At 62.9% G+C, this 20954-nt stretch carries 18 protein-coding genes; 10 read left to right on the forward strand and 8 right to left on the reverse strand.

What is annotated here, in order from left to right:
• Positions 1-448: 448 nt before the first annotated feature.
• The 9 genes from JHD73_RS18840 (at position 449) to yacG (ending at position 10164) form a co-directional block, all read left to right on the forward strand.
• Entirely contained in the window at positions 449-940 is a 492-nt protein-coding gene (locus JHD73_RS18840) for a hypothetical protein (RefSeq protein ID WP_199031762.1), read from the forward strand.
• Positions 941-1805: 865 nt separating this feature from the next.
• The gene (locus JHD73_RS18845; RefSeq protein ID WP_199031763.1) at positions 1806-2567 is read left to right on the forward strand and encodes a hypothetical protein; all 762 of its coding nucleotides are present in this window, start codon (positions 1806-1808) and stop codon (positions 2565-2567) included.
• Between the two features lie 404 nt (positions 2568-2971).
• Positions 2972-4246 (forward strand): HlyC/CorC family transporter, encoded by a 1275-nt coding sequence (locus tag JHD73_RS18850; protein ID WP_199031764.1) that lies wholly within the window; start codon positions 2972-2974, stop codon positions 4244-4246.
• 271 nt (positions 4247-4517) lie between these two features.
• Positions 4518-6245, forward strand: a complete 1728-nt coding sequence (pilB, locus tag JHD73_RS18855) for a type IV-A pilus assembly ATPase PilB (protein ID WP_199031765.1) — start codon at positions 4518-4520, stop codon at positions 6243-6245.
• Positions 6246-6289: 44 nt separating this feature from the next.
• On the forward strand, positions 6290-7555 hold the full coding sequence (locus tag JHD73_RS18860; RefSeq protein ID WP_199031766.1) for a type II secretion system F family protein: 1266 nt from the start codon (positions 6290-6292) through the stop codon (positions 7553-7555).
• A complete protein-coding gene (locus JHD73_RS18865) occupies positions 7555-8436 on the forward strand; it encodes an A24 family peptidase (RefSeq protein ID WP_269848294.1) in 882 nt (293 codons plus the stop codon). The genes JHD73_RS18860 and JHD73_RS18865 overlap by 1 nt, the downstream gene beginning before the upstream one ends.
• 13 nt (positions 8437-8449) lie before the next feature.
• Positions 8450-9064 carry a dephospho-CoA kinase gene (coaE, locus tag JHD73_RS18870; protein ID WP_199031768.1) on the forward strand — a complete coding sequence of 205 codons (615 nt, stop codon included), beginning with the start codon at positions 8450-8452 and terminating at the stop codon, positions 9062-9064.
• Between the two features lie 129 nt (positions 9065-9193).
• Positions 9194-9952 (forward strand): cell division protein ZapD, encoded by a 759-nt coding sequence (gene zapD / locus JHD73_RS18875; RefSeq protein ID WP_199031777.1) that lies wholly within the window; start codon positions 9194-9196, stop codon positions 9950-9952.
• A gap of 8 nt (positions 9953-9960) precedes the next feature.
• A complete protein-coding gene (yacG, locus tag JHD73_RS18880) occupies positions 9961-10164 on the forward strand; it encodes a DNA gyrase inhibitor YacG (protein WP_104657216.1) in 204 nt (67 codons plus the stop codon).
• On the opposite strand, the gene JHD73_RS18885 is transcribed toward yacG, so the two are convergent.
• The 5 genes from JHD73_RS18885 to JHD73_RS18905 form a co-directional block, all read right to left on the reverse strand.
• Entirely contained in the window at positions 10157-10606 is a 450-nt protein-coding gene (locus tag JHD73_RS18885; RefSeq protein ID WP_199031769.1) for an NUDIX domain-containing protein, read from the reverse strand. The two genes, yacG and JHD73_RS18885, sit on opposite strands and share 8 nt — an antisense overlap.
• The gene (locus tag JHD73_RS18890; protein WP_199031770.1) at positions 10596-11480 is read right to left on the reverse strand and encodes an ATP-binding protein; all 885 of its coding nucleotides are present in this window, start codon (positions 11478-11480) and stop codon (positions 10596-10598) included. Before JHD73_RS18890 ends, JHD73_RS18885 begins: the two co-directional genes overlap by 11 nt.
• Positions 11481-11496: 16 nt before the next feature.
• Positions 11497-12726 carry a bifunctional glutamate N-acetyltransferase/amino-acid acetyltransferase ArgJ gene (gene argJ, locus JHD73_RS18895; protein WP_199031771.1) on the reverse strand — a complete coding sequence of 410 codons (1230 nt, stop codon included), beginning with the start codon at positions 12724-12726 and terminating at the stop codon, positions 11497-11499.
• Positions 12727-12800: 74 nt separating this feature from the next.
• A complete protein-coding gene (secA, locus tag JHD73_RS18900) occupies positions 12801-15605 on the reverse strand; it encodes a preprotein translocase subunit SecA (RefSeq protein ID WP_199031772.1) in 2805 nt (934 codons plus the stop codon).
• 258 nt (positions 15606-15863) lie between these two features.
• Complete coding sequence (locus JHD73_RS18905) at positions 15864-16829, reverse strand: M23 family metallopeptidase (RefSeq protein ID WP_199031773.1); 966 nt, start codon at positions 16827-16829, stop codon at positions 15864-15866.
• 80 nt (positions 16830-16909) lie between these two features.
• Here JHD73_RS18905 and JHD73_RS18910 point away from each other — a divergent pair, with 80 nt between their 5' ends.
• A complete protein-coding gene (locus tag JHD73_RS18910) occupies positions 16910-17431 on the forward strand; it encodes a DciA family protein (protein WP_199031774.1) in 522 nt (173 codons plus the stop codon).
• Between the two features lie 49 nt (positions 17432-17480).
• Here the strand turns inward: JHD73_RS18910 and lpxC are convergent, their stop codons facing one another.
• From lpxC to ftsZ, 3 genes are all read right to left on the reverse strand, one after another.
• Positions 17481-18398 carry a UDP-3-O-acyl-N-acetylglucosamine deacetylase gene (gene lpxC / locus JHD73_RS18915; RefSeq protein WP_039599895.1) on the reverse strand — a complete coding sequence of 306 codons (918 nt, stop codon included), beginning with the start codon at positions 18396-18398 and terminating at the stop codon, positions 17481-17483.
• Positions 18399-18640: 242 nt separating this feature from the next.
• A complete protein-coding gene (locus JHD73_RS18920; RefSeq protein ID WP_199031775.1) occupies positions 18641-19141 on the reverse strand; it encodes a peroxiredoxin in 501 nt (166 codons plus the stop codon).
• Between the two features lie 462 nt (positions 19142-19603).
• Complete coding sequence (gene ftsZ, locus JHD73_RS18925; protein WP_199031776.1) at positions 19604-20806, reverse strand: cell division protein FtsZ; 1203 nt, start codon at positions 20804-20806, stop codon at positions 19604-19606.
• Positions 20807-20954 lie beyond the last annotated feature (148 nt).

Genomic DNA, 20954 nt, shown 5'->3' on the forward strand with positions numbered 1-20954 from the left:
AGAATCCCACGTGACCCGAAACGGTACCGCAAGTGCCTGGGGGTTTCCCCAATAGAAGTCCCCACGGCTGGGCACAGCGACAAAATCCGACTTCCTTGTAGCCCTTGCGGGGCGCCGCGCTCAACCCGCTCGACTATCGGACTAGTACCTGTTGCAACTGATCGAGTATTTCGCGACTGGGCGCTAGAACAAAGCATGATCCGCCCTGCCCCGTACATGTGCGTGCATGCCTGACCCACTGTAGCCGGGGTAAGAAGAAGACCTATCGAGCCCGGTGGGTCCTCTTCGGCTCGCGGGATAGGCCCGCGCAATGCTTCGGAGTCGCCATGCCCATTACGACCATTCCGCTGAGGTTCTTTCCGCTGCCGACCACGCGCGTATGTGGAACGTGTAGGCGCGAGAAGCCACTGGACCGAGATCACTACTACGAACGAGCCGACAAGCCTTTTTGGCGCCCGAGCCGCTGGCACATCCACTGCATCGCCTGCATAAAGCGAAAGCAGCCGAGGCGTACCACGGGGACATCGAAGGGAATCGCGAAACCCGCAGGCGGCAGTACGAGATCAAGAAACAGAATCGGGTCAACCTACGCCACATCCCGCTACAGGTGCAAAGGGCCAGCCAAGCGGCGCGAATAGCCAGAAGGCTGGAGGACATCGATAGGCGGCATCGAAAAGCCTTGATCCGCGACAGTCTTGGACCAACCGGCGCCAAGAGTTTTAGCCAGCAGGCAGCGGCACGGCACATCACAGAGGGTGCAGCGCGAGCACTGGCGGGCATGGAGATCACGGAAACGGCAGTTGACCCCTACGCCGACCCGAGGCGCGAAGCGGAATCCGCGATTTGGCGCAACGATAGCCTGAGCGGGGCGGAAATGCTTGAGGCCATCCGGGCATTGGCAGTACGCAGGGCACGCACCAACGATGACACCGAGGTCTGACAGCACATGATTACCGACACGCGAATCGCAGCAGTGACCGAACTTCCCCCCTGCACCATTGAGCACGTCCGCTTTGCAGCAACGGCTGCCAAACGCGCCCTGCGACGGGAACATGGACTAACGGTGTCCTATCGAACCCTCGTACGGCGCGGAGCCGCCTTGCTCAATGAGCAGGTGAACCCTGCAGCGGGACATCGCCCCTGCCCGCCCCATCATGTTGAGCTACTTCGGTCGGCGCTTCAGGGCTGGATGATCGAGTCGGCTGTAAACAGCGAGCAGGCTCAATGAACATGGCGCCCCACAAGCACTGCCCCGACTGCAACACAACCAAACCGGCTAGCGAGTTCTCCCCACACAAGACAACGGCGGACAAATTGCAGACCTACTGCCGGGTGTGCTCGAAGAAGCGGGCGGCACAGTGGAATAGAGACAATCCGGAGCGGTACCACATCAGCAGAGCCGCCGCGCGGTCCCGCGAGCGTGGGTGGCCCCGCCCAACCATCACAGTGGAACACTTGAGGTCTATCCGGACAGATGCGTGCAAAGCCTGCGGGGTCTATTTCACGAACGACAACGGGCCGACGTTGGACTGCATTGATCCGGCTGGGCCGTATCGGCCGGGCAACGTAGCGTTCATCTGCCGACGCTGCAATATCAGCAAGCTCGACAGTACCGCAGACGATCTCCACGCTAAGGCCGATGCTGCCCTTGAAGCTGCGGGCCTGACAGGCAGGGTGTTCACCCAAATGGACCCCGGGGGCAGACTAAAGATGCTTGCGCGGTATGCGAGTTCTCCGGATGTTGTTGTAACTGGATGGGCCGAGATCGCAGAGCCGGACGTGACGCCCAAACAAAGCGTAACCCCATGAGCACACGCAAGAGCAAGCCGGAGGACGCCGCACTATTCGCGGCACTACCGAGCCACCCCGACCACCCGGACAAACTGGACGACCAGCCTTTTCCGTGGGACCAGCCTGATTACACGACAGGCGAGCACGAGGCGGCACCCCTTGCGCAAGGTGACCAAGGCATGGGGCCGACCACTTTGAAGGCGCGGGAGGCCACCGTGAGACTTTTTGCACTGGCAGCCGCTGCCCGCGACGCATATCAAGAGGTCGGCAAGGCCATCATCGAGATGCGAGACAAAGCTCCCCGCGATGCTGTCGTCCGTCGCCAGTGGCTAGATGCCGTAGGGCTGGACTCCTATTCCCGGCCCGCACAGGTTTCCGGTCTTGTGAAATGGGCTGCCCTAAGGGATGAGATCGAAGCATCCGGGGTCGTGAAGCCCCTAATGTTTACGTCCCAGGCAATCCTGGCCGCTTACGAGAAAGGGCCGGGTAAAGAGAGGCGGAAAGAGGCCGACGACCGGGGCAGCCACCTAGAGCACAAGGACATCACGGGGCACCGGTTCGAGCCGCAGGCATTTCTACAAGCCGAGCGCCGCGAGATTGAGCGAGAGGTAATGGCATACGCAGCCAGGGCACAAAGGCAAGGCGAGTCCGCCCTAGAGGCCGCGCGAGCAGCGTTGGCCCGACAGTCCGCAGCGGTTCAGGTCGCGGCGGAACTCGTTGAGCAGCTTCTGTTGCAAGATGGAGCGTCCGAACCCGATGAAACCGACGATTTCTGAGCACGGCGTCTCCCTGCTAGCTTTTTCCTACCTACCCAGTGCTTTGATTCCGCCCGGTGAAGCGCCTCATAAATCACTTATGGTGAAAGGCGTCTTCTGCGCCCCCTCATGTATTCCCCACCGCACAGCACCCGCTGTGTGGTATCGTCGCTCTGTGTCAACCAGCACAGCGGAAGCCGCCGACACATCGCCCTCCGGGCCTTGATTTGCCGTGGGTCACGAGAGGTTCGAATCCTCTCACCCCGACCAGATTATGAAAGCCGAATCAACTGCATGTTGATTCGGCTTTTTCGTTTGTGCGCAATTTCTAGAGTCGCCTCCGACGCAAGCCGAGCCGACATGGGTACATCTGCCGCAAACCCCCTCTGCTATAGTGGGCCCCTCGCCGCTCACCCTCCCCCACCTTGGACTCTTGGCCGCTCTGGGCACAAATCGGCGCCGTCGCGCTGCTGCTGTGCTGCTCCGCCTTCTTCTCGATTTCCGAAACCGCGATGATGGCGCTCAACCGCCATCGCCTGCGTCATCTCGCCAAGTCCAACGTCTCGGGCGCGCGCAATACACAGCAATTGCTCGGCCAGACCGATAAGCTGCTCTCTTTCATCCTGATCGGAAACAGCCTGATCAATACCGCCGTGCCGGTGCTGATCACCACCCTTGCCATCCACTACTTCGGCAATAGCGGGACGACGCTGTCCATCGCCACGGCAGTGGTCGCTTTCCTCATCATCATCTTCTGCGAGATCGCGCCCAAGATCGTCGGGGCAACGTATCCGGAGCGTATTGCGTTTCCGGCAAGCTTCGTCATCGCACCGCTGCTGAAGATCACGATGCCGCTGGTGGCCGTGGTCAACGCCTTCGCCATGGGGGTGTTGCGCCTGGCACGCATCAACACGAAAGCCGCGCCGGAGCAACGGATGTCGACCGAGGAGCTGCGCACCCTAGTGCTGGAATCGGGCAACTTCATCCCCCACAAGCACCGCAGCATCCTGCTCAACCTGTTCGACCTCGACGCCATCACTGTGGATGACGTGATGACGCCGCGCGCCCGCGTCGAGTCACTCGACCTGTCGCGCCCGATTGACGAGGTGATCCAGCAGCTCGAGACCTGCTATCACAACAAGCTGCCCGTGTTCGAGCAGGACAGCGACCAGGTGATCGGCATCCTGCATGTGCGCAAGGTGCTGTCGCTGCTGGGCGACACCGAGCTCACGCATGACGACTTCCGTGCACTGCTGGCGCAGCCGTATTTCGTGCCGAGCGGCACGCCCGTGTTTCGGCAGCTACAGTACTTTCAGGAAAATCGCCGCCGCATCGGCCTGATCGTCAACGAGTACGGCGACATGCTGGGGCTGGTCACGCTGGAAGACATCATCGAAGAGATGATCGGCGAGTTCACCACCACGCTGCCGAGCGCCGGCAAGCAAGCCTGGGACGCCGAAGGCGCCTATCTTGCTGACGCGGGCATGTCGCTGCGCGACTTGAACCGGCGCCTGGGCCTGAACCTGCCGACCGACGGCCCGAAGACGCTCAACGGACTGGTCCTGGAAGTGCTGGAGGAGATTCCCGAGGCGACGGTCAGCGTGAAGATTGCCGGGTGCGTCATGGATATCGTGCAGATGGACAGCCAATCGATCCGCACTGTGCGCCTGCACCGGCCAGTGGCGTCCAAGCGTAGCTGAGACCACTCGCAAGACAGAAACCGGGTCGAATACTTCAGCCCGGGCGGTTTTCTGCCGATGTGGCACAAATGCAAGCTGCGCGCTGATGTGCGCTTTACAAATCCAGGGGCGGTCGGCAAACTGCCCCGGTTCCGGGCACCACCCCCCACGAATGGGTGGGGTACCGGCTGCAAACATAGAACACACTCGCCTTGGGGGGCGGGCGCACACTCTCGGCGGTGGGGCTGGGTGTGCGCTGAAATGGTCGGCTGCAGCCTGACAGACTGGACTCATGACACTCGGACTCGCTCTAGCACAGAGCCGGCGGATCGCGCCGACGCTACTCACCCAGTTGGAACAGAGCGCGCGCGAGAAGCGCACGCAGCTGATCGACGAACTGGTTGGCAGCGGGATCATGAGCGCGCACGACCTGGCCGTGTTCGTAGCGGGCAAGTACCAGATGCCACTGCTGGACCTGGCCCAGTACAAGCTCGACACCGTGCCGGCCGTGCTCACGGCCAACAAGCACTTCGCGCAACTGCGCCTGCTGCCGTTGGGCCGCCGCGATAACCGCCTGATCCTGGCCACGTCCGACCCGAGCGATCCGAAGCCGATCGAAGAGCTTCGCCAGAAAATGAACGTGGCCATCGAAACGGTCATCGTCGAGCACGATAAGCTGGTGCGCCAACTGAGCCTTGCCAACGAGGCGCCGGCCGAGATCAAGTCGCTTTTCCCCATGCAGGAAGCGAAGCAGATCGAGTACGACCCGGGGGCTGCCGCCGCAACGCGCCGCACCACAGCAGACGGCATCGACGATGCACCCGTGGTGCGCTTCCTGCAGAAACTCTTTACCGAAGCCCTGCTGCGCGGCGCGTCGGACTTGCACTTCGAGCCGTTTGAAACGTTTTACCGCGTGCGTTTTCGCATCGACGGCATCCTGGCCCAGGTCGCGCAGCCGCCGCTGGATATCCGCGACAAAATCGCCACCCGCATCAAGGTGCTCTCGCGCCTGGACATCTCGGAAAAACGCGTGCCGCAGGACGGCCGCATGAAGCTGCTCATCACCGTCCCGAAAGACCGCAAGGATAAGGACAACAAGGAGACGATCGAGCGCGCCATCGACTTCCGGGTGTCGACACTGCCAACGCTGTTCGGCGAGAAGATCGTGATCCGGATTCTGGAATCGTCCACCGAGCGGCTCGACATCGACCAGCTCGGCTACGAGCCCGAGCAGAAGCAGTTGCTGCTGGATGTAATCAAGCGCCCTTACGGCATGGTGCTGGTGACGGGGCCGACGGGCTCAGGCAAGACGGTGTCGCTGTATACGTTCCTGAACAAGCTGAACCAGGGCGACATCAACATTTCCACGGCCGAAGACCCGGCGGAAATCCAGTTGCCCGGCATCAACCAAGTCAATGTGAACGACAAGGCTGGGCTGACCTTTGCGGCGGCGCTGAAATCGTTCCTGCGGCAGGATCCGGACATCATCATGGTGGGCGAAATCCGGGATCTGGAAACGGCCGACATCTCGATCAAGGCCGCGCAGACTGGCCACTTGGTGTTCTCCACGCTGCACACCAACGATGCGCCAACCACGCTGACCCGCCTGATGAACATGGGCGTGGCGCCGTTCAACATTGCATCGTCGGTGCTGATGATCACGGCGCAGCGCCTGGGGCGCCGGCTGTGCAAAGATTGCAAGAAGCCCGGGCCACTGCCCAGGGAAACGCTGCTCGACGCCGGCTTTACCGAGGCGGACCTCGACGGTTCCTGGCAACCGTACCATCCGGTCGGCTGTGAGACCTGCAATGGCAGCGGCTACAAGGGCCGGGTCGGTATCTATCAGGTCATGCCGATCACCGAGGCGATCCAGGAGATCATCCTGACGCATGGCACAGCGCTGCAGATCGCCGAACAGGCGCGCAAGGATGGCGTGCTGTCGCTGCGCGAATCGGGCCTGAGGAAAGTGAAGCAGGGGCTGACTTCCCTCGAGGAAGTGCTGGCCACGACGAACCAATAACCTTCTCGATCAATCGTTCCCATACCGGGGGGTAGGAACCAACCATGGCCACACGAGCACCTGCCGCAAACCGCGCGGCCGCCGCGCCGTCACGCAAGACCGCCAAGACGAAGGCACCCACGCAGTACATCTTCGAGTGGGAAGGCAAGGATCGCAAAGGCAAGATCTTCAAGGGCGAGATGCGCGCCGAGAGCATCACCGAGGTGAATGCCGTCCTGCGCAAGCAGGGCCTGTCGATCACCAAATCCAAGCGCCGCCGTGCCGCCCGCGGCAAGAAGATCACGCCGAAGGATGTGGCGTACTTCACGCGCCAGCTCTCGACCATGCTGAAGGCCGGTGTGCCACTACTGCAATCCATCGACATCATCGCGAAGGGCCACGCCAACCCGAACTTCACGCAGTTGCTGACGGAAATCCGCGTCGACATCGAGTCGGGTAGCAGCATGGCGGCCGCGTTCCGCCGTCATCCGAAGTACTTCGACACGCTCTACTGCAACTTGATCGATGCCGGTGAACAGGGGGGTATTCTCGATGCCCTGCTCGAGCGCCTCTCCATGTACATGGAAAAGTCGCTTGCGCTGAAGGCACAGATCAAGTCGGCCATGATCTACCCGATCTCGGTGCTGACGGTGGCCTTCCTGGTAACGGTGGTGCTGATGATTTTCGTGGTTCCGGCGTTCAAGGGGGTGTTCTCGAGCTTCGGCGCTACGCTGCCGGCCCCGACGTTGGTGGTCATGGGCATCTCCGACTTCTTCGTGGAGTGGTGGTACCTCATCGTCTTCGCCCCCATCATCGGCATCGTGCTATTCGTGCGGGCCTTCAAGCGCTCTGAGAACGTGCAGCGCTCCACGCACCGCTGGATCCTGCGCATGCCGATTTTCGGCAGCATCATCCGCAAGGCAACCATCGCTCGCTGGACGCGCACGCTGGCCACCATGTTTGCGGCCGGCACACCGCTGGTGGAGTCGATGGAATCCGTGGCGGGTGCCGCCGGCAACTGGATCTACCACGACGCCACGATCGAGATTCAACAGGCCGTGCGTATCGGTACCAGCCTGACCAACGCCATGCAGGCCACCCACGTGTTCGACAACATGGTGCTGCAGATGACGCAGATCGGCGAGGAATCCGGCGCGCTGGACAGCATGCTGCTCAAGGTGGCCGAGTTCTACGAGCGCGAAGTCGACGACGCCGTGGCGAACATCTCCGCGCTGATCGAGCCGATCATCATCGTGATCCTGGGCGTGCTGATCGGCGGCATGGTGGTGGCGATGTACCTGCCGATCTTCAAGCTGGGCCAGGTGGTTTGATGCCCGAGATGTTTGTCATCCCTACGCTGGCGCAGTTGCCAGCGTGGTTTGTGATTGGAGCGGGCGGGCTGGTTGGCCTGCTCGTCGGCAGCTTTCTCAACGTGGTGATCCACCGGCTGCCCCGCATGATCGAGCGCGAGGAAGCCAACTACATCGCCGAGCTGCGCGAGGAACCGCTCCCGCATCCTGACGCGTACAACTTGGTCGTGCCACGCTCGGCCTGCCCGTCTTGCGGTCACCAGATCAAGGCCGTTGAAAACATCCCCGTGGTGAGCTGGCTGGCGCTGCGCGGGCGATGCAGCGCCTGCAAGACGCCGATCTCATGGCGCTATCCTGCGGTTGAGCTGGCCACCGGCCTGCTCACGGGAGCCTGCTTCTGGCACTTTGGGCCGACCTGGGTGGCGGTGGCCTCGGCCGTGCTGCTGTGGTTCTTGGTGGCCGGCACCATGATCGACGCCGACACCCAACTGCTGCCGGACGCCGTCACCCAGCCGCTGTTGTGGCTCGGACTGAGCGTGAACCTGTTCAGCATGTTCGCGCACCTGCACGACGCAGTGATCGGCGCAATGGCCGGTTACCTCTTCCTGTGGTCGATCTACTGGGCCTACAAGCTGCTGCGCGGCCGCGAGGGCATGGGCTATGGCGATTTCAAGCTGATGGCCGCACTAGGCGCGTGGTTCGGCTGGCAGGCGCTGCCGCTGCTCGTGCTGCTGTCTTCGGTGGTGGGGCTGGTCTTCGGGCTGTTTCGCATGGCACGCGGCATCAGCAGCGAAACGCCCTTCTCATTCGGGCCATTCATCGCAGGTGCCGGCGTGATCGCCTTGCTGGCTGGCCCGCAGTTGGTCATGCTGACGGGGCTCGGGCCCCTGCTGGCACCGTAACGGCACCATCAACATGCGCGTGATCGGCCTGACAGGCGGCATCGGCAGCGGCAAGAGCTACGTGGCAGACCGCCTGGCCGAGCGCGGTGCCGCCATCGTCGACACCGATGCCATCGCCCACGAGATCAGCGCGCCGGGCGGAGCTGCCATTCCCCAACTGGTCGCAGCCTTCGGCCCCGGCATCTTGCGTGCCGACGGTGCCATGGACCGCGACGCCATGCGCGCCCTTGCCTTCTCCGATGCAACAGCCAAGACGCGGCTCGAGCAGATCACGCATCCGCTGATCCGGGAGATCGCCCTGTCACGTGGCGCAGCCGCGCAGGCATCGGAGGCCCATCCGTACCTCGTCTACGTCGTTCCGTTGCTGGTGGAATCGCTGGCAGGGCATCACAGCTGGCGCACGCTGGTCGACCGCATCCTGGTGGTCGATTGCCCGGTCGAAACCCAGATTGACCGCGTGATCGCCCGCAATGGCCTGCCGCGTGCGCAGGTCGAAGCAATCATTGCCCGCCAGGCCTCCCGCGAAGCCCGCTTGGCTGCCGCCGACGACGTGATCGACAACAGCGGCACGCTGGCCGACCTCCTTGCGCAGATCGACCGACTGGACCAGGCCTGGCGGACGAGCTGAAACCATCTGAAAGGCGGCAGAACGGGGCCTTGTGGCCCCTTTGCATTGTGATGCGCGAGGGTCTCGCATAGAATGCGGGCAGATCGAAGCCAAACGGGCTTCGTGCCAGCCAAATCGGGCACCCAAGTTTTGATCCTGTACGAATATCCCTTCAACGAACGCATTCGGACGCTGCTGCGGCTCGAAGATCTGTTCGAGCGGCTGGATTTCTTTCTCGTGCAGGAACACCCGCTGCAGCACCATGTGGCGCTCACCACGCTGTTCGAGGTGGTCGACGTAGCGGGCCGCGCCGACCTCAAATCCGACCTGCTCAAAGAACTCGATCGCCAGCGCCAGACGCTCACCGCGCTGCGCGCCAATCCGCAGATTGACCAGGATGCCCTCGACGCCGTCATCAGCGAGTTGGAAACCGCCTCGGGCAACCTCACCGCCACGCACGGCAAGGCCGGCCAGCTCATCGCCGAGAACGAGTGGCTGACGAGCATCCGCAGCCGCGCCATCATCCCGGGCGGAACGTGTGAATTCGATCTGCCGGCGTATTTTGCATGGCAGCATCATCTGCCTGAGCGGCGCCGCGCCGACATCATCAAATGGGCCCAGCCCCTGGTGCCGCTGCGCGACGCCACGATGATCGTGCTGCGCCTGCTGCGCGAATCGGGCCAGAGTGGCAAGGTCATTGCCAACACGGGTAGCTATCAGCAGATGCTGTCGGGCCGCGTATACCAGCTCATGCAGGTGCGCCTGGATGAATCAGCGCTGGGGTTCATTCCTGAGATCAGCGCCAACAAGTACATGCTCTGGGTGCGCTTCACCCAGCAGGATGGTGACCTGCGCCCCAAGCCGGTCGACGCGGATATCCCGTTCCAGCTCAAGCTCTGCAATTTCTGAGCCGCGCCATGAATGTGAAGACCGTCAAATGCCCGACCTGCGGCAAGCCAGTCCCTTGGGTATCCGAGAGCCGCTACCGCCCGTTCTGTTCTGAACGCTGCAAACAGATCGACCTGGGCGCCTGGGCAGCCGAGCAGTACACGATCCCCGTGGTGGAAGACGACGATCTGCCCGACGCACCGGGTGGTGATACGAGCGGCAAGCTCAACTAGCCGTCGCTTCTTCGCGCATCCATTCGAACACTGGCAGCGTCGCCGGCAGCACCGGATCGACGCTGATCGGCAGCGTCTGCCAAGCGAAATCCTGGCCCTCCAGCGCACGCAGCGTGCCTTCCCACGACGTCACCTTGCAGAAGTGCAATCGCACATACGCGTGCGGGTAGTCGTGCTCGATGGTGTGCCACGGTACGCAGGTGCGCAGCGTGACATCCAGCTCCTCCTTCAGCTCGCGCGTGAGCGCCGCTTCCACCGATTCGCCCGCCTCAAGCTTGCCGCCCGGGAATTCCCAGTAGCCCGCATACGGCTTGCCTTCGGGGCGCTGCGCCAGCAGAAACTGACCGTCCGGCTGCACAAGCACGCCCACAGCCACTTCGGTGATCTTGCGGCCGTCGGGGGTATGCGTCGGCGGCACCAGCATCATGTTGTCAGCCGACATGCTGCCGCCCATGCTTGCCGCCCCAGTCGCGGGCGAATTGCCATGCCACACGGCCTGAACGCGAACCGCGCTCCAGCGCCCACACCAGCGCGTCGCCACGTGCGGCGGCGATGTCTTCGTCGCTGCAGCCGAAGTGCCTGAGCCAGTGGCCGACGATGGTCAGATACTCGTCCTGCTTGGGCGGGTAGAACGACAACCACAGCCCGAAACGCTCAGACAACGAGATCTTCTCTTCCACCACCTCGCCCGGATGGATTTCACCGTCCGCCGTGTGCTGATAGGTCTCATTGTCCTTCATGTATTCCGGCAGCAGGTGGCGCCGGTTGGACGTGGCGTAAATCAGCACGTTGTCCGACTGCGCCGCCACCGAGCCGTCCAGCGCAGACTTGAGCGCCTTGTAGCCCGACTCGCCCTCTTCGAACGAGAGGTCGTCACAAAAAATCGCGAAGCGCTCAGGGCGCGTGGAGAGCCGTTCAACGATGTCGCCCAGGTCGGCCAAGTCATCCTTGTCGACTTCCACCAGACGGAGGCCTTCCTTCACGAATTCGTTCAGGCAGGCCTTGATCAGCGACGACTTGCCCGTGCCGCGCGCGCCGGTGAGCAGCACATTGTTGGCCGGCAGCTTACGCACGAACTGGCGCGTATTGGCCACGATGGCGTCCTTCTGGCGCTCGATGTTGTGCAGATCGCTCAGATGGATCGGCGGCAGTTGGCGGATCGGCGCCAGATAGCCGATGTTGCCGAACAGGCTCTGGCGCTTGCGCCAGCGGAAGGCAACCGCCTCGCTCCAGTCAGCTTCGGTCAGCTCAGGGGGCAGCCATTGCTCGAGCCGCCCCAGGAAACGGTCAAGCCGTGCGGAAAGATCAGACGACATGGCGGCTGGCTCCGGATTACGAGCGGTAGTCCGCGTTGATCGACACGTAGTCGTGCGAGAAGTCGCACGTCCACACGGTGGCAGTGGCGTCGCCGCGGCCAAGCGCGATGCGCACGGTGATTTCAGCCTGCTTCATCACGCGCTGGCCGTCTTCTTCACGGTAGTCGGGGTTGCGGCCACCGTCACGGGCGACCCACACGTCGTCGAGCCACAGGTTGACGCCATTCACGTCGAGGTCGTTCACACCGGCATAGCCGACAGAGGCCAGGATACGGCCCAGGTTGGGGTCCGACGCGTAGAACGCGGTCTTGACCAGCGGCGAATGCGCGACCGCATAGGCGATCTGACGGCACTCTTCGACATTGCGCCCGCCTTCCACCTGAATGGCCATGAATTTGGTGGCGCCTTCGCCGTCACGCACGATCTTCTGTGCGAGGTCTTGCGCAAGGCCCGTCAGTGCTTCGCGCAGTGCGGCGTAGTCGGGGTGCGATTCGGAATCGATACGCGGCGTGCCGGCACGACCCGTGGCGATCACGACGAACGAATCGTTGGTCGACGTATCGCCGTCCACCGTCACGCTGTTGAACGAGTGATCGGCCGCGTAGCGCACCAAGCCTTGCAGTACGGCCTCATCCACATTGGCGTCGGTGGCGATAAAGCCAAGCATGGTCGCCATGTTCGGGCGGATCATGCCCGCGCCCTTGCTGATGCCCGACATGCGCACGGTCTTGCCCGACAGCGTGCACGTGGCGGACGCCGCTTTGGGTACGGTATCGGTGGTCATGATGGCCTCAGCAGCGGCCAGCCAGTTGTCGGGCTTCGCGTTGGCCTGCGCGGCGGGCAGCCCGGCGACGATGCGGTCCACCGGCAACGGCTCGAGAATCACGCCGGTCGAAAACGGCAGCACCTGTTCCGCCGACACGCCCAGCAGCTTAGCCACCGCATCGCACGTCTGACGTGCATGCGCGAGACCCGGTGCACCGGTACCGGCATTCGCATTGCCGGTGTTCACGACGATGGCACGTGCGCCCTTGCCACTCGCCAGATGCTCGCGGCACACCTGTACAGGCGCGGCGCAGAAGCGGTTTTGCGTGAACACGCCGGCCACGCTCGAACCCTCGGCGATGCGCACAAGCAGCACGTCCTTGCGATTGGCCTTGCGCACACCGGCCTCGGCCCAGCCAAGGTCCACACCATCGATCGGCAACAGGGAGTCTGCGGCGGGCGCAACGAGATTCACAGCCATGGAGCACACCTTTCAAATGAGGATGCCCGCAGTGCGGGCATCGTGAATCAACAGAAAACAGGTTCTAGACAGCGTCAGGCCAGCTTGCCGTGGCACTGCTTGTACTTCTTGCCGGAGCCGCACGGGCACGGATCGTTGCGGCCGACCTTGGGCACCTCGCCGGCCAGCGCGGCGGCAGCCGCCGATGCAGCCGAACGCGGCGCCGCCATGCCCGGCGTTGCGCCGTGAATCTCAGCATCGCCCGCGGCCACTTCGGCCAGTTCGCTGAATTCATCGTGCTTGTACTGCACGTTGCTCAGCGCAGAGAGGTCTTCTTCGATCTGCTCCGAAGCCTGCTCCAGTTGCTCCTGCGACTGGATGCGCACCGTGAAGACGATACGCGTGACTTCGTTGCGGATAGTGTCGAGCAGGCGACCGAACAGTTCGAACGACTCGCGCTTGTACTCCTGCTTCGGGTCCTTCTGCGCGTAGCCGCGCAGGTGGATACCCTGGCGCAACATGTCCAGCGCAGCCAGGTGCTCGCGCCAGTGCGTGTCGAGGCTCTGCAGCATCACCGAACGCTCGAAGCCGGCGAAGGACTCGCGGCCAACCTGTGCCACCTTGCCTTCGTACACCGCTTCGGCGGCGTCCATCACCATCTTCAGCAGCTGTTCGTCTTCGATCGACTGCGCGTCTTCCAGCGTCTTCACCAACGGCTGGTCAACACCCCAGTCATCACGCAGCGCCTTCTCCAGCCCGGCGACATCCCACTGCTCTTCCATCGTTTCCGCTGGCACGTAGCTGCGGAACAGCTCGGTGAACACGGATTCACGCAGGTTCTTGACGACATCGCCAATATCACCTGCTTCGAGGATCTCGTTACGCAGCTTGTAGATTTCGCGGCGCTGGTCGTTGGCAACGTCGTCGTACTGCAGCAGTTGCTTGCGGATATCGAAGTTGCGGCCCTCCACCTTGCGTTGGGCCGATTCGATCGAGCGGGTCACGATGCCAGCTTCGATCGGCTCGCCTTCGGGCATCTTCAGGCGGTCCATGATGGCGCGCACGCGGTCGCCCGCGAAGATGCGCAGCAACTGGTCATCCAGCGACAGGTAGAAGCGCGACGAACCCGGGTCGCCCTGACGGCCCGCACGGCCACGGAGCTGGTTGTCGATCCGGCGCGACTCATGACGCTCGGTGCCGATGATGTGCAGACCGCCCGCGGCCTTCACCTGCTCGTGCAGCGACTGCCATTCGTCCTGCAGCGTCTTCACGCGCTTGGCCTTTTCCGCCTCAGAGAGCGACTCGTCAGCCATCACGAAGCCAGACTGCTTCTCCACGTTGCCGCCCAGCACGATGTCGGTACCACGACCGGCCATGTTGGTCGCGATGGTGATCGCCTTGGGCCGGCCCGCTTCAGCAATGATGGCGGCCTCGCGCTCGTGCTGCTTGGCGTTAAGCACCTGGTGCGGCAGCTTGACCTGGTTCAGCAGGTTCGACAGCAGCTCAGAGTTTTCAATGGACGTGGTGCCCACCAACACCGGCTGACCGCGCTCGTAGCAATCTTGAATATCGCGGATGACCGCGTCGTAGCGTTCCTTGCCGGTCTTGTAGATCTGATCCTGCAAGTCCTTGCGCTGCGGCGTGCGGTTGGTCGGGATCACCACGGTTTCCAGGCCGTAGATCTCCTGGAATTCGTACGCTTCCGTATCGGCCGTACCGGTCATGCCGGCCAGCTTGGTGTACATGCGGAAGTAGTTCTGGAACGTGATGGTCGCCAGCGTCTGGTTTTCCTGCTGGATCTGCACGCCTTCCTTGGCTTCCACCGCCTGGTGCAGACCGTCGGACCAGCGGCGCCCCGTCATCAGGCGGCCGGTGAATTCATCAACGATCACCACTTCACCGTTCTGCACCACGTAGTGCTGATCACGGAAGAACAGGCTGTGCGCGCGCAAGGCGGCGTACAGGTGGTGCATCAGCGTGATGTTCTGCGGCGCGTAGAGCGATTCACCCTCGCCGATCAGGCCAGCCTGCAGCAGGATCTGCTCGGCCTTTTCATGGCCCGATTCGGTCAGGTAGACCTGGTGCGATTTTTCGTCGACGTAGTAGTCGCCCGGCTTTTCAACGCCCGTGCCATCGGCCTTTTCTTCACCGATCTGACGCGTGAGCTGCGCCGGGATGCCGTTCATGCGGCGGTACAAGTCGGTATGGTCTTCGGCCTGGCCGGAGATGATCAGCGGAGTACGTGCCTCGTCGATCAGGATCGAGTCCACCTCATCGACAATGGCGTAGTTCAGCGGACGCTGCACGCGCTGGCCGGCGTCGTACACCATGTTGTCGCGCAGGTAGTCGAAGCCGAACTCGTTGTTGGTGCCGTAGGTGATATCCGATGCGTACGCGGCCTGCTTCTGGTCGTGGTCCATGGTGGTCAGGTTGACCCCCACCGACAGGCCCAGCCAGTTGTAGAGCTGGCCCATCCACTCCGCATCACGCTGCGCGAGGTAGTCGTTGACCGTGATGACGTGCACGCCCTGACCGGAGATGGCATTCAGGTACACCGCCAGGGTCGCCGTCAGCGTCTTGCCTTCGCCCGTGCGCATTTCAGCGATCTTGCCGTCGTGCAGGACCATGCCGCCGATCATCTGCACATCGAAGTGACGCATCTTCATGACGCGCTTGCTGGCCTCGCGGCACACGGCAAACGCTTCGGGCAGCAGCGCATCCAGCGTCTCGCCCTTGGCAAAGCGCTGGCGGAACTCCTCGGTCTTGGCCTGCAGCTCAGTATCGGAGAGCGCCTCGAACTTCGGCTCGAGCGCGTTGATCTGCGCCACCTTGCGGCGGTACTGTTTGATCAGCCGTTCATTACGGCTGCCGAAAATCTTCTTGAGAAGGCCCGTGATCATCGATGGCTAGGGCCGACGAACCACCCGGAAAACACCTCGCGGAAGACCGCGAAACGCAGGCGGCGCAACGGCCCGAATAGGGTTGGCGCAAAGGCGGGAGTTTAGCATGGGCAAAACCCCCGTTTGATGGCAGCGGACCGGCCAGATGTGGCAGGAACGCCGCACTTTGGCACAGCACGGAAGCCCGCCGGAATCCGGCCGGCAACCGCACACTCACGCTGATCTGGGGACGGGCACCCCAATTGCAACCCGGCGCAGTCAGTGGCCGGCGGCCGTCATGCTCTTGCCGATGTCGGCCGCTGCAACCTGCGGAGCTGGCGCCTTGGTCACGGCCATCTTGGGTTGACCGGCGTTTTCCAGGAAGGCAACCGGATTCTGTGGCACATCATTGACGTGCACCTCGAAGTGCAGGTGCGACCCGGTGGCGCGGCCGGTGCGGCCCACCAGCGCGATGCGCTCACCTGCCTTAACGATGTCACCGATCTTCACGAATACTTTGGATGCGTGGGCATACCGCGTCTTCAGGCCGTTGCCGTGGTCGATGTCGACCATGTTGCCGTAGTCGCTGCGGTATTCGCTGGCCACCACCACGCCGCCGGCTGCCGCCACGATAGGCGTGCCCACGGGTGCAACGAAGTCCACGCCGTCATGCTGCGTGCGCCGGCCGGTGAATGGATCAATGCGCGCGCCAAAGCCCGACGAGTCGTAGCCAACCGCTACCGGGCGCACCGTCGGCATCATCTTGGCGTGGATCTGGCGGTCCATCAGTGTGCTCTCAAGCACACTGAGGTAATCGTTGCGCTGGTCTGCCGAGCGCGTCAAACGGTCAAGCTCGGACTGAATCTCCGGCATCGACATCGACCGGGAGAACACGCCCTCAGGCCCGCCACGTCCAGGCTGCGACTTGAAGTCAAACTCGCGCGGCGGCACGCCGGCCAGGCCCGACACGCGTGCACCCAGCGCATCCAGGCGCACCATCTGCGCCTGCATTTCACCGATGCGCGCAGCCATCAGGTTGAGGTTTTGGCGGGTCACGCTGGAGTCGGCACCGGAGGTACCGGACAGGGCTGCGCCAGGGACTAGGCCCTGCTTGACCGCCAACCACATCGCCCCGCCCGACAATGCCGCAACAGCCAGCAGCGCCGCACCAATCGCCGCGACGACACTGCGCCGCGACAGGTGCACCGCGCCAGTCTTGCGCGGATGAATCAGGATGATCTGCATCGCTCGCCCATGGCCCCAAGAAGGGACAAAAAAGCCGCCCAACGGCACGAAAGCGCAATGAAGCGCCCTACAATGCCGGCATGCGAATCTTTGTTCATCCCGCTCTCAAGACGCCCGTAGCAAAACCGGTCCAAGACTGGCTCTCGGGTGCCGGCTCGGTCGGCCCGCTGATGCAGGCGGCCAAGCAATTGGCGTCGTTGGAAGCGGAGGTGTTGTCGCTCTTGCCGCCCGGCTTGGGCGGCGGCGTGGCGATCGGTGGCATCAAGAACGATGCGCGCGACAGCCGAGAAGCGACCTTGGTGTTGCTCGCCGCACATAGTGCGGCTGCGGCGCGCTTACGGCAGGTGGTGCCCACCTTGCTGGAGCGTCTGCAACGCCGGGGATCGCAGATTACCGCAATTCGTGTACGGGTACAACCGCAGGGCGGAAATGACAGCTTATGGCCACAAGAGACCGAAAAGCCGCCCAAACGCGCCAAGATGACAGCAGTTGGGCTCAACAGCCTAGCGACACTGGCCAACGAATTGCCCGATTCGCCACTGCGCCAGGCCTTGGCGGAGATGGTTGCACGGCATGTCCCGCCGCGCACGGCACCCAAATGAAAAGCGCCCCGTAGGGCGCTTTTTTCATGCTTACAACTGAGGCAGCCAATCAGGAAAACGCCGGCTGCAACTGTGGCAGGAAGGCGCGCGGCGCTTCTTCCAGCTTGTCGAACGTGACGATCTCGTAAGCCGTTTCGTCTGCCAGCAGCGCGCGCAGCAGTGCGTTGTTCAGGCCGTGTCCCGACTTGTGCGCCGTGTAGGCCGCGATCAGCGGATGACCCACCACGTACAGATCGCCAATGGCGTCGAGAATTTTGTGGCGGACGAACTCGTCGCCGTAGCGCAGTTCGTCGTTGTTCAGCATGCGGTGTTCGTCGAGCACGATGGCGTTGTCCAGACTGCCGCCGCGCGCGAGGCCCACTTCACGCAGCATCTCGAACTCATGCGCAAACCCGAAGGTGCGCGCACGGGCGATCTCGCGCGTGTAGCTGGTATCGGCAAAGTCGATTTCGAAGGTACGCCCCGTCTTGTCGATGGCCGGATGGCGAAACTCGATCGTGAATGCGAGCTTGAAGCCGAAGTACGGGTCCAGGCGGGCAAGTTTGTCACCCTCACGGATCTCCACCGGCTTGGTCACGCGGATGAAGCGCTTGGCCGCACCCTGCTCTTCGATGCCAGCCGATTGCAGCAGGAACACGAACGAGGCTGCGCTGCCGTCCATGATGGGAATCTCTTCCTCATCGACGTCGATATACAGATTGTCGATACCCAGGCCAGCGCACGCCGACATCAGGTGCTCGACGGTCGACACGCGGGCGCCGTCCTTCTGCAGCACGGAAGCCAGGCGGGTATCGCCGATGGCGCTGGCGCTGGCGGGAATCTCAACAGCCGGGTCGAGGTCGACGCGCGTAAACACGATGCCGGTGCCTGCGGCTGCCGGGCGCAACGTCAACGTCACCTTACGGCCGGAATGCAACCCGATGCCGACGGTCTTGACGACGGACTTGATGGTGCGTTGTTTCAACATGGCCGCCCTCAACTCACGGATATTCTGCGATTGTTTTTTTCTATGCGGTTAGCATAGGTGATAACCCTAATCATACCATTTTCACACCCCAGCCTTCAAAGCGACTTTTGTATCGGGATGTTAGGGGTCTCCGTATTCTGCTCAACCTTAACGTGCGCGAATGGCCTGCGGATGCCGCATCAGTCTTGCGGCGGCACGCTTGGCGGGCTGGACTCCGCCATTTGGAGGGTTTTGGCGTGGCGTCAGAGTATCGCCAAGATCGATTCCGCATCGCTGACGGCGAACTGCCCCGGCGCCTCCACCTGTAGCGCTGTTACCACACCATCTTTCACGACCATCGCGTAGCGCTGCGAGCGCACACCCATACCGCGCTTGGAGAGATCCTGGTCCAGGCCGAGCTTGCGCGTGAACTCTGCGCTGCCGTCGGCCAGCATGCGGACCTTGCCGTCGGAGCCCTGTGTGCGGGCCCATGCGCCCATCACAAAGGCATCGTTGACCGACACACACCAGATCTCGTCGACGCCCTTGGCGCGCAGTGCGTCGTAGTTCGCCACGTAGCCGGGAACATGCCGCGCCGAGCACGTCGGCGTGAAGGCTCCAGGCAGGCCAAAGATGACGACGGTCTTGCCTTCAGCCAGGTGCTCGACCGAGAAGGCGTTGGGTCCGAGCGCGCAGCCGTCCTTTTCCACTTCAAAGAACTCGTACAGCGTTGCGTCGGGAAGTGGTTGACCAGGCTGGATCATGATGGTGACGAATCGTTTTGCGCACTGATACCGCGATCATAAAACCTGTTCGCGATCCGTGGCGAGTGGTCTGAGCTTGGTTTGAGAAGCGCAACCGTACACGGGTACGGGGAGCACCGCAGGACCAAGATCAGGCCGCGCAGCAGGATCACGAACAGGTTTTAAGAACGAGACCGCCCGCGTGAGGAGATCACGCGGGCGGTCTTGGGAGACAACCACATCAGAACCATCGCACCGCGCGCGGCACGACGAACGGGCACACCCGCCGGGCGGGATGAACCCTTCCGGGGAGGCGGCCAGAGGCCAGCCCGCCCGGCGGCAACGACTGTGTCCGGTTCGTCGCGCGCTGTCGGCTGTTCAGCGGCAGGCCATCACACAACGGCGGTCACGGGAGGGGAGCCGTGAGCCGCACGCGGCATGGGGTGCCACCGGCAGCCGGACGTGCGCGGGCAACTTGCCCGGTCAGTCAGCCTGCTTGCGCAGGAATGCCGGAATGTCGTAGGTGTCGACGCCCTTTTCCTGCAGTGCTGCCACGTGAGCCGATGCCGACTCACGCGAGCTGCGCCACACGGCCGGAGTGTCGAAGCTGCTGTAGTCCGGCGCGGCCGCCACCGAATGACCCATGGCGCCACCGCCAAAGGCCACCGGCTGGTTGTCGGTACCGGTCTTCAGCAGCGTCATCGTCTGTTGCTGTTGTTGCTTGTTGCGGGCAGCGCGGCCCAGGCCCGTGGCAACCACGGTCACGCGCAGGGCATCACCCATGGCATCGTCGTAGACCGTACCGAAGATGACGGTGGCATCTTCCGCGGCATAGCTGCGGATGGTGTTCATCACTTCCTTGGTTTCCGACAGCTTGAGCGAGCGGCTGGCCGTGATGTTGACCAGCACGCCGCGCGCGCCCGACAGGTCCACGCCTTCCAGCAGCGGGCTTGCAACAGCTTGCTCAGCGGCCAGGCGTGCACGGTCGACGCCGGACACGGTAGCCGTACCCATCATCGCCTTGCCCTGCTCACCCATCACGGTCTTCACGTCTTCAAAGTCGACGTTCACCAGACCGTCGACGTTGATGATTTCCGCGATACCGGCCACGGCGTTGTGCAGCACGTCGTCGGCGCACTGGAAGCACTTGTCCATCTCGGCGTCATCGCCCATGACTTCGAAGAGCTTTTCGTTGAGCACGACGATCAGCGAATCGACGTTGCCTTCCAGATCGTTCGCGCCGGCTTCGCCCATCTTGGCGCGGCGTGCGCCTTCGAAGTCGAACGGCTTGGAGACCACGCCCACGGTCAGGATGCCCATTTCCTTGGCGATCTGCGCGACCACCGGTGCCGCGCCCGTGCCCGTGCCACCGCCCATGCCGGCGGTGATGAAGACCATGTGCGCGCCGCGCAGTGCATCGGCGATCTGCTCACGGGCTTCTTCTGCGCAGTGCTTGCCGACTTCCGGCTTGGCACCGGCGCCCAGGCCCGTGCTGCCCAGTTGCAGCACGCGCGAAGCGGTCGAACGCTTGAGCGCCTGCGCATCGGTGTTCATGCAGATGAATTCCACGCCTTGCACGCCGCGGTTGATCATGTGCTGCACGGCGTTACCGCCCGCGCCGCCGACGCCGACCACCTTGATGATGGTGCCGTCCTGCATTTCCGTTTCAATCATGTCGAAGTCCATCGTTGCCTCCAGAAGTGATCAGTCCCAGACGATGCAGCCTCCCCGCCGCAACCCCTGGTTCCTGAACAAAAAACATCAAAACAAGAAACTCAGCTTCGCTCCCCCAGGGAGCACATCGCCAACACCCAAGCGCCCCGCGCTTAGAAGT

Origin of the sequence: Ralstonia sp. ASV6 (assembly GCF_016429285.1) — a bacterium.
GTDB classification, from domain to species: domain Bacteria; phylum Pseudomonadota; class Gammaproteobacteria; order Burkholderiales; family Burkholderiaceae; genus Ralstonia; species Ralstonia flaminis.